At 69.5% G+C, this 11794-nt stretch carries 13 protein-coding genes; 5 read left to right on the forward strand and 8 right to left on the reverse strand.

Going from position 1 to position 11794, the window contains the following annotated elements:
- Nucleotides 1-12 precede the first annotated feature (12 nt).
- Genes C996_RS14660 through thpR form a run of 4 tightly spaced genes read left to right on the forward strand, consistent with a single transcriptional unit; the run spans nucleotide 13 to nucleotide 4996 of the window.
- Nucleotides 13-186 (forward strand): hypothetical protein, encoded by a 174-nt coding sequence (locus C996_RS14660; RefSeq protein WP_018866931.1) that lies wholly within the window; start codon nucleotides 13-15, stop codon nucleotides 184-186.
- Entirely contained in the window at nucleotides 176-3103 is a 2928-nt protein-coding gene (locus tag C996_RS0107995) for a sensor histidine kinase (RefSeq protein WP_018866932.1), read from the forward strand. The genes C996_RS14660 and C996_RS0107995 overlap by 11 nt, the downstream gene beginning before the upstream one ends.
- The gene (locus C996_RS0108000; RefSeq protein WP_018866933.1) at nucleotides 3100-4464 is read left to right on the forward strand and encodes a sigma-54 dependent transcriptional regulator; all 1365 of its coding nucleotides are present in this window, start codon (nucleotides 3100-3102) and stop codon (nucleotides 4462-4464) included. The genes C996_RS0107995 and C996_RS0108000 overlap by 4 nt, the downstream gene beginning before the upstream one ends.
- A gap of 10 nt (nucleotides 4465-4474) precedes the next feature.
- Entirely contained in the window at nucleotides 4475-4996 is a 522-nt protein-coding gene (gene thpR, locus C996_RS0108005) for an RNA 2',3'-cyclic phosphodiesterase (protein WP_018866934.1), read from the forward strand.
- Between the two features lie 55 nt (nucleotides 4997-5051).
- On the opposite strand, the gene C996_RS0108010 is transcribed toward thpR, so the two are convergent.
- The 3 genes from C996_RS0108010 to C996_RS0108020 form a co-directional block, all read right to left on the reverse strand.
- Complete coding sequence (locus C996_RS0108010) at nucleotides 5052-5651, reverse strand: hypothetical protein (protein WP_018866935.1); 600 nt, start codon at nucleotides 5649-5651, stop codon at nucleotides 5052-5054.
- 146 nt (nucleotides 5652-5797) lie between these two features.
- A complete protein-coding gene (locus C996_RS0108015; protein WP_018878581.1) occupies nucleotides 5798-6088 on the reverse strand; it encodes a hypothetical protein in 291 nt (96 codons plus the stop codon).
- A gap of 4 nt (nucleotides 6089-6092) precedes the next feature.
- On the reverse strand, nucleotides 6093-7040 hold the full coding sequence (locus C996_RS0108020) for a sodium-dependent bicarbonate transport family permease (RefSeq protein WP_018866937.1): 948 nt from the start codon (nucleotides 7038-7040) through the stop codon (nucleotides 6093-6095).
- Nucleotides 7041-7244: 204 nt separating this feature from the next.
- On the opposite strand from C996_RS0108020, the gene C996_RS0108025 reads away from it, so the two are divergent.
- The gene (locus C996_RS0108025) at nucleotides 7245-7823 is read left to right on the forward strand and encodes an NAD(P)H-dependent oxidoreductase (RefSeq protein WP_018866938.1); all 579 of its coding nucleotides are present in this window, start codon (nucleotides 7245-7247) and stop codon (nucleotides 7821-7823) included.
- 630 nt (nucleotides 7824-8453) lie between these two features.
- Here the strand turns inward: C996_RS0108025 and C996_RS0108030 are convergent.
- From C996_RS0108030 to C996_RS0108050, 5 genes are all read right to left on the reverse strand, one after another.
- Entirely contained in the window at nucleotides 8454-8975 is a 522-nt protein-coding gene (locus tag C996_RS0108030; RefSeq protein ID WP_018866939.1) for a phosphatidylglycerophosphatase A, read from the reverse strand.
- Nucleotides 8976-8988: 13 nt separating this feature from the next.
- Nucleotides 8989-9996 (reverse strand): thiamine-phosphate kinase, encoded by a 1008-nt coding sequence (thiL, locus tag C996_RS0108035; protein WP_018866940.1) that lies wholly within the window; start codon nucleotides 9994-9996, stop codon nucleotides 8989-8991.
- A gap of 25 nt (nucleotides 9997-10021) precedes the next feature.
- A complete protein-coding gene (gene nusB / locus C996_RS0108040) occupies nucleotides 10022-10549 on the reverse strand; it encodes a transcription antitermination factor NusB (protein ID WP_018866941.1) in 528 nt (175 codons plus the stop codon).
- 23 nt (nucleotides 10550-10572) lie between these two features.
- Nucleotides 10573-11058, reverse strand: coding sequence for a 6,7-dimethyl-8-ribityllumazine synthase (gene ribE / locus C996_RS0108045; RefSeq protein WP_018866942.1), 486 nt, complete (start codon nucleotides 11056-11058; stop codon nucleotides 10573-10575).
- 456 nt (nucleotides 11059-11514) lie between these two features.
- On the reverse strand, nucleotides 11515-11794 hold a 280-nt coding region (locus tag C996_RS0108050; RefSeq protein WP_018866943.1), incomplete at its 5' end, for an integrase core domain-containing protein.

Raw genomic sequence — 11794 nt, forward strand, 5'->3', positions numbered from 1 at the left:
GAACATCTGACCATGGACGCCCCGCGCGCCATCCTGATCGCCCTCCTCGGGGCCCTGCTGTTCCTGAGCCCCCTGGTGATCTGGGTCGCCCATCTGAGCCCCGCCTGGTGGTGGCCATTCGCCGCCTGGGCAGTCTTCATCCTGGCCATCGCGGCCCTGAGCCGGGGCGGTCGCCGTGACCCTTAGCCTCGGCCTGCTCTATGCCGTGGGCGTGGCCTACCTGGCCCTGCTGTTCGGCATCGCCTTCCTGGCCGACCGCGTCCCCCGGGTCGGCCGGCTGGCGGCAAACAGCTGGGTCTTCAGCCTGTCGCTGGGGGTCTACGCGACCTCCTGGACCTTCTACGGCAACCTCGGCTTTCTGGCCGACCAGGGCTATCTGTACCTGACGATCTATCTGGGCGTAACCCTGGCCTTCGCCGCCACGCCCTGGCTGCTGCGCCCGATCCTGCGCGTGACCCGCGAACAGCAACTGACCTCGCTGGCCGACCTGTTCGCCTTTCGCTACCGCAGCCGCCTGACCGGCCCGGTGGTGGCGCTGTTCATGCTGGCCGGGGTGCTTCCGTACATCGCCCTGCAGATCAAGGCGGTGGCCGAGTCCGCCGCGGTCCTGACCGCGGAAACCCCGCCCCACCTGCTCGCCCTGACCTTCAGCGCCACCATCGCACTGTTCGCGATCCTGTTCGGGGCCCGCCACATCGCCCCGCGCGAGAAGCACGCCGGCCTGGTGCTGGCCATCGCCTTCGAATCCATCGTCAAGCTGATCGCCATCCTCGGCATCGCGGCGGTGGCCCTGTACGCGGTGTTCGGCGGTTTCAGTGGCCTCGACGACTGGCTGGCCGCGCACCCCGAGGCGGTCGATGCGCTGTACGCCCCGGTACGCGAGGGTGGCTGGTTCGCGATGATGATTCTCGCCTTTGCCGCGGCCTTCCTGCTGCCGCGCCAGTTCCACATGCTGTTTACCGAGAACATCAACCCGCAGGCCCTGACCACCGCCGCCTGGGCCTTCCCGGCGTTCCTGCTGCTGCTGAACCTGCCGATGCCGATCCTCTACTGGGCCGGCGAGGCGGTCGGCCTCGGCATCTCGCCGAACTACTACGCCATCGGGATCGCCGGACTGCTGGAGTCGCCCAGCCTGGCGCTGCTGGTCTTTATCGGCGGCCTGTCCGCCGCCAGCGCCATGATGATCGTGACCACCCTTGCGCTGGCCCACATGGGGACCAACTACCTCTCGCCGCTGACCCGGCTGCACGAAGAGGAACGCAGCGCCAACATCTATACCCGCCTGCTCTGGGGGCGGCGCATCTGGATCGTGTTCATCATCGGACTGGGCTATGCCTTTTACGGCCTGTTGCAGGTGGTCGAGGGGCTGGCGCAGCTGGGGCTGATCTCGTTCGCCGCGGTGGCCCAGCTGCTGCCGGGCCTGATCGGTCTGATGCTGTGGAAACAGGCGACTCGGGTCGGCTTCCTGCTCGGACTGGCCGCAGGCATCGCCGGCTGGGCCTTCACCCTGGTGATGCCGCTATTGTCGGATGCCGGCATCGCCACCGGACTGCCGGACCCGCAACAGTGGCTGCTGGCCGGGATGCTGGACCCGTGGACCTTCGCCCTGATGCTGAGCCTGGGCATCAACGCCCTGCTGTTCGTGATCGGGTCGCTGCTGACCCGCCCCAACCGCGAGGAGATCGAGGCCGGCCGAGCCTGCTGCCCCAACGAGTCCACCGGGGCCGGGGCCGGCCTGCCCCTGGCTGGCGACGTGACCGAGATGGAAACCGCCCTGGCGGCCACCCTGGGGCCGGGTGCCGCGCATCACGAGGTCCAGCGCGCACTTGACGACCTCGGCCTGCCGCGGCACACGCGCTCGCGCAGCGACCTGCGCCACCTGCGCGAACGTATCGAGCGCAACCTGTCCGGTCTGCTCGGGCCGGTCCTCGCGCGCATGATCGTCGACCAGCACCTGCGCCTGGATGCCGCCGGCCGCCAGACACTCAGCGAAAGCCTGCGGCGCATCGAGGAGCAGCTGGAGACCCGTTCCCTGCCACTTTCCGGTCTGGCCGCCGAACTGGATGCCCTGCGCCGCTTTCATCGCCAGATCCTGCACGAGCTGCCGCTGGGGGTGGCCAGCCTGACCAATAGCGGCGAGATTACCGGCTGGAACCAGGCGCTGGCGCAACTCACCGGTGTGGCCACCGAGGACGCCGTGGGCCAGAACATCGGCCGGCTCGACAGCCCCTGGAGCGGCCTGTTGACGGCCTTCCTCGAGAGCCCGGACCGGCAGTGGTACAAGCTGAACGTGGATCTGCCCGCCGGCAATCGCCGCCTGAACCTGCACCGTTCCGAGCTGCAGGATGCCCATGGCCAGGTGGAGGGGCGCGTGGTCCTGATCGAGGACGTAACCGAGCGCGCCCAGCTCGAGTCCGAGATCGCCCACGGCGACCGCCTGGCCTCCATCGGCCGCTTTGCCGCCGGGGTCGCCCACGAGATCGGCAACCCGCTGACCGGGATCGCCTCGCTGGCCCAGACCCTGCCGCTGGAGGATGATCCCGACGAGATCCGTGGCATCGCCGACGACATCCTCGCGCAGACCCGGCGCATCAATGCAATCGTGCAGTCCCTGATCACCTTCGCCCACGCCGACGAGGGGCCGTCCGCGGGGCACTTCGAGACCATCGCGCTGGACGAACTCCTGGCCGAGGCCATTCGCCTGACGCGCCTGGCCGGGCGCAAGGACCTGCAGTTCTCCACCACCGGTCTGGAGGGGCTGCATGTCCGCGGGTCGCATGCCACGCTGCTGCAGGTCTTCATCAACCTGCTGACCAACGCCGAGCAGGCCTCGCCCGAGGGCTCCACGGTCGTGATCGCCGCGCGCGTCCATGGCCGCCACATCCAGATCACCATCGACGATGCCGGCCCCGGGATCGACGAATCCAGTCTGGAGCGCCTGTTCGAGCCCTTCTTCACCACCAAGCCGGCCGGTCAGGGCACCGGCCTGGGCCTGCCGGTGGCCTACAGCATCGTGCGCGACCACGGTGGTACCCTGATGGCCGCCAACCGCCCCGAGGGTGGGGCCCGATTCCTGCTCATGCTGCCGCACCAAGACCGATGACCCGCATCCTGCTCGTAGACGACGAAGCCCCGATCCGCCGCGCCGTGCGCCGGTTCCTGGAGCATCACGGCTTCGAGGTCGGCGTGGCCGAGAACCTGGCCGAGGCGCGCGCCCTGGCCGCGGCCGACCCCTACGACCTCCAGCTGGTGGATCTGCGCCTGCCGGACGGCGAGGGCATCGAGCTGCTGCCCGAGTTCACCCGCTCGCCCACGGTCATCATGACCAGCTACGCATCGGTCCCCTCGGCGGTGAACGCGATGAAAGAGGGCGCGGCCGACTACATCGCCAAGCCGTTCGACCACGACGCCCTGCTGCTGACCCTGCGCGCCTCCCTGCGCGAACGCGAGGCGCGCGACCGCCTCCCGCCCGAGCCGCCCGACGCCGGGACCGAAACCCTCAGTCACCCGGGCCTGGGCCTGATCGGCGACAGCCCCGCGATGCAGCGGCTGCGCGACCAGATCCGGCGCGTGGCGGCCACGCACTCCACCGTGCTGCTGCGGGGGGAATCCGGCACCGGCAAGGAGCTCGCCGCGCGCGCCCTGCATGAACTGAGCCCGCGCGCCGGGGGGCCCTTCGTGGCCGTCAACTGCGCCACCATCCCGGAGGGCCTGGTGGAGGCCGAGCTGTTCGGGCACGCCCAGGGCGCCTACACCGGGGCGGTCAAGGCCCGCACCGGCCTGATCCAGAGCGCCCATGGCGGCACCCTGTTCCTGGACGAGATCGGCGAACTCGCGCCGGCGGCCCAGGCGCGCCTGCTGCGCGTGCTGCAGGACGGCGAGATCCGTCCGGTGGGCGCCAACGAGAATCAGAAGGTCGACGTGCGCCTGCTGGCCGCGACCCATCGCGATCTGGAGGGCATGATCGAGGATCAGGCCTTTCGGGCCGATCTCTACTACCGCCTGCGGGTACTGGAGCTGGCGATCCCGCCCCTGCGCGAGCGGCGCGAGGACATCCTGCCGCTGGCGCAGCATTTCCTCGAGGGGCTGGCCGGATCGGGAACGGTCCCCCGCCTGACGCAAGCGGCGCGGGATGCCCTGGAGGCCCAGGACTGGCCGGGCAACGTGCGCGAACTGGCCAATGCCCTGGAGCGCGGATGGGTCCTCTGCCCCGATGGACACATCGCGCCGGAGCACATGGGCCTGGAGGCCCCGGAGGCCGGCGCGGCCGGGGAACACCCCAACCCGGCCTTCCCGACGCGCCGCAAACCCCGGGGCTCGAGCCTGAACGAGTACTTCCGCCAGTTCGTGCAGGAGAACCAGGACCGCATGACCGAAACGGAGCTCGCGCGGGCGCTGGGCATCAGCCGCAAGACCCTGTGGGAACGCCGTCAGCGCGAGAATCTGCCGCGACCACGCACCTGAACCCGCCGCCGTGGCCGAGGCCCCCGAGTTCCGACGAGTCTTCCTCGCCCTGTGGCCCGACACGGCCACACGCGAACGACTGGATCGGCTGGGACGCACCCTGGATGGTCCCGGCCGTCCGATCCCGCCCGAACATCTGCATCTGACGCTGGCCTTCGCCGGCACGGTTCCCGCCGGGCAGGCCGATTGCCTGGCCGGTCACCTCGGGAGCCTCGCCAGCGACCCACTGGAACTGACTCTGGACCGACTGGGGCACTTCGCGCGGCCGCGCATCACCTGGGTCGGCCCCGACGATCCGCCGGCGGCCCTCCTGGACCTCGCGGATCGGGCCCATGCCCTCTGCCGGGAGTGCGGCATCGACACCGGCCCGCCCCGCCCGTTCCGGCCTCACGTTTCGCTGCGCCGCCACGCGGCGCCGCCCGCCCGCGAGCGGATCGAAACGCCGCTGCACTGGGCGACGGACACGATTGCCCTGATCGAGTCCGGCCGCGACGGGCATCCCGGGCCTTACCGCATCCTCGCCCGGACGTAAGGCGGGCCCGCTTCGGGCCCTCCCGGACGAAGCGCGATGTCCCGGGCCGCCGCGATCAGTCCACCGGCGGGAGATTGCCCGTTTCTGCCGGGTCCGCCGGCTCTGCCGGATCGGCGGGTTCGGCCGGGCGGTTACCGGTGTCCGGCCGCGTCGGGGTCTGGTCCCCCAGCGGAGGCGCATCCGCGCCGCGGGGCTGACGCTGCTGGCCCAGCGGCGGCGCGTCCTGGGGCTGCCCCTGTCCTTGCGGCTGCCCCTGGCCACCGGGCGGCTGGCCCTGCCCCTGAGGCGCGGTCGGCGCGCCGCCCTGACCGGGGGCCGGCTGACCACCACGCTCCATCTGGCTCGGGGCCTGCTGTCCCTGGCCCGGCGGCTGGCCGGGTGCCTGCTGTGGCTGCCCCGGGGGCATGCCCTGACCACGCTCCTGGCCCTGGCCGCGCGGCATACCCTGACCGTGCTCCTGGCCCTGGCCGCGCGGCATGCCGCCGTGCCCCGGGGTGTCCTGCCCGCCCGCCGGAGGGGCACCCCGCTCGGCGGGGGGTGTACCCTGGCCCATGCCCCCCTGCTGGCCGCCTTGCGGCGCCTGGGCATGGGCCGTTCCCACGGCGAAGAGCGAGCCAAGGGCAATGATCAATGCGGTACTGCGAAACCGGGTCATGGGAAACTCCTTGCGGCCGTGAAGCCATTGGTTCAGGCCCCCGGTGATAGCAGCCGAGCCCCGCGCCCCCCAAGGCGCAGGGGCGAGTTCCCGGGCATTTCGTGAAGTACTTCACTGCATGGAGGCTGCCTGACTGCCCCGCCGGATCAATTCTTCAAGGCGACGGGCACAGTAAACATCAGCAATCCGTAGTCCGACTCGTACTGTTCCTTGAACCGGGCCGCGATCCGCTCGCACAGCTCCGACGAGGCCACGACCTCCAGCTTGATGTTGCCGCCGGCCCGCCAGTTGCCCCGGCGCTTGCCGTGCCGGCCCCAGCCGCGTGCGTCGGTCACCGTGTAGCCGGCCGCCCCCATGGCGCGTACCTCGTCGATCAGCATCTCCTCCAGGATCGCCTCGGCCACCACCGTCAGCAGGTACATGTCATCGCCTTGCATCGAGCTAGCCTCCGAGCGAATAAAGGGTCTGGGCCATCCAGAAATACAGCGGAACGCCCAGGAAGATATTGAACGGGAACGTCACACCCAGCGAGGCCCCGATCGACAACGCGGGGTTGGCCTTGGGCACGGCAATGCGCATCGCGGCCGGCGCCGCGATGTACGACGCACTGGCATACAAGGTGGCCAGCAGCAGCGTGCCCCCCAGGCTCATGCCCAGGCCCCATCCGAGCAGGATCCCGAGGATCGCGGAGACGATCGGCATGACGATCGCAAAGACGATGAGGAACAGCCCGTACTGGCGGACATCCGCGATGCGGCTGGAGGCCACCAGCCCCATCTCCAGCAGGAACAACGCCAGCACCCCCTTGAACAGATCAAAGAACATCGGCTCCAGCGGCTCGATGTGATCCGGGCCGGCAATGAACCCGATCACCAGCCCACCGGCCAGCAGGAAGATGCTCTTGCCAAAGATGACCTCGTGCAGGGTCTTGCCCCAGCGAGTGGGGCCCCGGCTGCCCATGCGCGCCAGCAGGATCCCGATGACCAGCGCCGGCATCTCCAGGAGTACGAGGAACACCACCATGTGCCCCTCGTAGTCCAGACCCCGGGACGCCAGAAACGCGACCGCGACCGAGAAGGTCACGACCGACACCGAACCGTAGTGGGCCGCAATGGAAGCCGAATCCGCCCGCGGCATCCGCCCGAGAAGGTACAGCACCGGAAACGCGATCAGCGGGATCAGCGAACCCACGGCGAGCACCGCCAGGCCCGGCAGCAGCAACGGAAGCAACTCGCTTTCCGCCAGCTTGACCCCGCCCATCAGGCCGATGGCCAGCAGCAGGTAGATCGACAGCGCCTCGTAGATCGCCATCGGGATCTTGAGGTCCGACTTCGCCAGACCCGCGATCGCCCCCAGCAGGAAGAACAGCACAACCGGATCGAATGCCATTTCGCCTCCGCGTCCCGACGCTACAAGCCACCGCAGCGCACCCCGTTATGGTAGGCAAGACCCTCGTGCCAGGGAACCGGTTTCCGGAGGCGTTTTTGGCGGCCAACCAACCGCCCCCTCACACCACGGCCCGTACCGGAACCACCGCGTCCGCCGGCTGGGCTACGCTTGGGAAACGGGCTTAGCCATCACGAGGGCCAACGCATGACGCGAATCCTGATCCTCCAGGGGCACCCGGACCCGGCCGGCGGCCATCTCGACCACGCCCTCGCCGACGCCTACCGCGAGGGGGCCGAACAGGGCGGCTTCGCGGTGGACACCTACACCATCGCCCATCGTGATGTCCCGCTGCTCAGGAGCCAGGCCGAGTTCCTCGACGCAAGCGTCCCGCCCGCGATCCTCGAGGCCCAGACCCTGATCGAGGCCGCCCACCACATTGTGCTGATCTACCCGCTGTGGCTGGGCGACATGCCGGCCGGGGTGAAGGCCTTCCTGGAACAGACCCTCAGGCCAGCCTTTGTCGCCGATGGCGACATGAACCGTCTGCGCCACACGCGGCTGAAGGGCCGTTCCGTACGCATCGTGGTCACCATGGGCATGCCGGCCCTCGCCTACCGCTGGTGGTTCGGCGCCCACAGCCTGAAGAGCCTGGAGCGGAACATCCTGCGCTTCTGTGGCTTCGGCCCCGTCCGCCACACCCTGATCGGCCAGAACGGCGGCAACGCGGCTGCGCGCGAGCGCTGGCTGCAGCAGCTGCGCACGCTCGGCCGCCAGGCGAAGTAACCGACCAGTCGGTGCACTTGGGGACCATTCCCATCCAGCCGGCCTGTGTGTACCCCAACGACCTCCCACTGAGCGAAGGACGGGAGCACCGATCGGGACGTCCGAAATGAATTGACCACTACACGGTCAAACGGAGACCGCCCCACCCCGGGAACACGTGCGCAGGGCGGATCCGCCGCGCTCGGTCAGAGCCCCGGGAGATCCGGGCTCGGCGGGGTGGGCGGCTCGGGGAGATCGGACGGGTCCGGCAGCGGCGCGTCGTCCGGGGACGGCGGCGAGGACGGATCCGGCGCCCGCGGAAGGTCGGGCCCCCGATCGGGGCGCGGGTCGCCGCGGCGCTGCCCGGGCGGAGTACCGCCGTGTCCGGGTGGCAGGTCGCCAGCGGCCGGCGTGTCGCCACTGGCGCCCGGGGCGCCCGAAGGCGGCCCGCCCGCCGGCTGCGCCTGGGCGCCGCCAGACGCCAGGAGGGCACTCACGAACAAGACTTGAAGCCAATGACGCATGGAGATCTTCATGCCACACACTCCTTTGGTGGATATCTGACCCTGAGGCGTTGCCGTATCCGCACGAGTTCCCGTCATCGCGCGACTCTGCCGACCCGTTCACACCCGGGCCCACCCCAGCGCTGTCCTACGCCTCGACCACCAGTTGCTGGAACAACCCGCCCAGGATCACCAGGGCGAAGCCTGCGTACAGGCCGGCGACCACATCGTCCATCATGATCCCGTGGCCGTCCTGCCACTTGTGGTCGAAATAGTTCGCCGGCCAGGGCTTGAGGATGTCGAAAATCCGGAACAGCAGAAAGCCGACCACCACCCACATCAGCCCCGCGGGGGCAAAGGCCAGGGTAATCAGCATGCCCGCCCATTCGTCCCAGACGATGCCCGGGTGATCGTGCACACCGAGCTTGCGGGCACTCTCGCCACAGATGTGGAAGCCGGCCATGACCACGATCACGGTCACGGCGATGTAGGCCCATTCCGGGAAATTCATGATCGCGAAGTACAGCACCAGCGCGCCCAGCGAGCCGGTGGTGCCCGGGGCCCAGCGCGACAGGCCGCTGCCGAAGCCGAAGGCCAGCAGGTGGATCGGATCGCCGAATACGGTCTTCGCCGATGGCATCTGCGGCTTGCGGCTCTTCTGCTCCGTCATGGCTACCCTGTCCCTAGTGTTCTTCGGTGTCCGCGAAATGATCGTGCCCCGCCCGCGTCACGTCCAGTCGCCGCCCGTCCGCGTCCTCGACGACCACCGCGTCACCCTCCGTGCATTCCCCGATCACGGTCAGCGGCACATCCACGCTGAAGGCCAGCAGATCCAGCGATTCCCCGGCCGGCAGTGCGAACAGCAGTTCGTAGTCCTCGCCTCCGCCGAGCGCATACTCGCGGGCCTGATCGTCCGGGATCTGTGCCAGCAACGGATCGCGGGGGACGGCGGGCCAGTCGACCCGCGCGCCACAGCCCGACGCGGCACACAGGTGCCCGAGATCCGCCAGCAGGCCGTCGGAAATATCGATAGCCGCCCGGGCACGGTTCCGCAGGCCGCGCCCCAGGGCCAGCCGCGCCCGGGGCCAGAACAGCCGGTCGCAGGCCGGCTCCCGGGCATCGGCGGGCAGAGCCGCGCCCGCGGCGCCCCGCGCCCGCCGGGCGGTCTCGTGGGCAAGCCCGAAGGCCGCCCCGCCCAACGCACCGGATACCACCAGTCGGTCGCCGGGCCGGGCCCCGGCCCGGCGCAGGGCCTGGCCCGCGGGCGCGGTACCCAGCACGGTCACGCTGATTGCCAGAGGGCCCCGGTTGGTATCCCCGCCTACCAGCGGGATACCAACCTCTTCGGCCAGCGCCAGGAAGCCCTCGCTGAAACCCGCCAGCCAGTCATGATCGACCCGTGGCAGGGTCAGCGACAGCAGCGCGCCCAGCGGCTCGGCCCCCATCGCAGCCAGGTCACTGAGGTTGGAAGCCAGGGCCTTGTGGCCAACGCTCGGCGCCGGATGATCGGGAAAAAAATGGGTACCCTCGACCAGCGTGTCGACGGTGACGACCAGCTCGTTCCCCCCCGGCACAGCCAACAGGGCGGCATCGTCCCCGATGCCAAGCCGAACGCCCTCGGCGTTCACGTCCGCCGACGGCGCGCCAAAATAACGCTGAATCAGGTCGAACTCGGAGTCGGGGCCGGCCATGGCCGTGCTGCGGAGCCGCGCGGGGTCAGCGCGGCGTGGCGCGCTCGGGACCGCGCAGTTCGGCGGAGAGCCGGTCCAGCACGCCGTTGATATAGCGATGCGACTGCTCCGCACCGTAGCGCTTGGCCAGGTCCACGGCCTCGTTGATCACCACGCGGTAGGGCACCTCGATACGCTCGGCCAGCTCCCACTGACCCAGCCACAGCAAGGCATGCTCCACCGGGTCGAGCTGGTCCAGCGGGCGGCCAAGGTACGGCTTCATGCGAGCATCCAGGGCCTCGCGATCGCGGGTCACACCGATCAGCAGCTCGCGGAAATACTCGGCATCCGCCTTGGCGTGTTCCTCGTCGTCACGGAACTCGGCCAGGATGTCCTTGGGATGGGCGCCGGTCATCTGCCAGGAGTACAGCGCCTGCATGGCGCGACGCCGCGCGAACGAGCGCGCGTGGCGCGCCCGCTGCTCGGGCGTGCTGCGCGGGCGCTTGCCGCGGGCGCCGCCCGCGCCCTTGGCGGCGGGACGGTCGGGTTGGGAGGGATTGCCAGGTTCGGTCACGTCGGTTTCGTGCTCGTGCTCGCTCAGGCGCCGCCGCGCAGCTGGCGCATCAGGCTGACCATCTCGATCGCGCCGATCGCGGCATCCGCGCCCTTGTTGCCGGCCTTGGTGCCGGCGCGTTCAATCGCCTGCTCGATGGAGTCCGTCGTCAGAACACCGAAGCTGATCGGCAGGTCCTCGGCCATCTGCACCTGGGCCAGGCCCTTGGCCGCCTCGCCGGCGACGTAGTCGAAATGCGGGGTGGAGCCGCGGATCACGCAGCCCAGGGCAATGACCCCGTCATACTGCCCGGAACGCGCCATCGCCTGGGCCGCCAGCGGCAGCTCGTAGGCCCCCGGCACACGGGCGATGGTCAGATTCTTTTCCTGCACGCCATGGCGCTTCAGGGTATCCACCGCGCCTTCCAGCAGGCGTTCGACGATCAGGCTGTTGAAGCGCGCCAGCAGCAGGCCATAGCGATGGTCGGCGGCGTCGGTGAATACGCCTTCCAGGGTCTTGATGTCGTGCATGGTTTCATTCCGATTGAGACGGAGACGAGGCGGCCGTTCGGGGCCGACCCGCGGGGCCGAGTTGCAAAGGCCGCCTAGTGTAGCACCGCGAACCCGCGCGGTAGAGCGCGCCCGCCCGAATCGCGCAGCCGCCCGCCTGCCATGGCGCTGACTGGACCTGCATTTGGCGCCGGTATGCTCAGTGGCGTCGGCCCGGCGTCCTGCCCGATCATGGCGGACCCTTGTTCATCGCTCGGTGGTTGACGGTCCCTTCGTTAGGTCGCCTGCCTCGTGGTGGCTGGTCTGGGTTCGGCATCCGGTGTTTACGTGCTTTCGGTCTACATACTGCCGTGCGCTGACTCGCCAGCGCGCCCCGAGGCACTTTCTTGCTTGCCCAAGAAAGTACCCAAAGAAGGGCACCCGGATTTCGCCCAGGAATGAACCGCCCCGGGTTTCCCGGAGACCCGTTGGTTTGGGTCACGCTGCACGAACGGACCCCTGAAGTGGTTGATGGTACTGCGCTTCGATCATTGCCGGCGGTCGATACCCGTTGGATTCCAACAGGCGTCGCCGGTTGAACCAGTCGACCCACTGGAGCGTAGCCCACTCGACGTCGCGTCGATCGTTAAGACGTCCCCAGTAGGCCCGGACCTCGGTCTTGTACAGCCCGTTGAGGGTCTCCGCCAGGGCGTTGTCGTAGGAGTCACCGACCCGGCCCACCGAGGGCTGGAGCCCGGCTTCTCCGAGGCGGTCGGTG

The organism is Thioalkalivibrio sp. ALE25 (assembly GCF_000377285.1).
Taxonomy (GTDB): domain Bacteria; phylum Pseudomonadota; class Gammaproteobacteria; order Ectothiorhodospirales; family Ectothiorhodospiraceae; genus Thioalkalivibrio.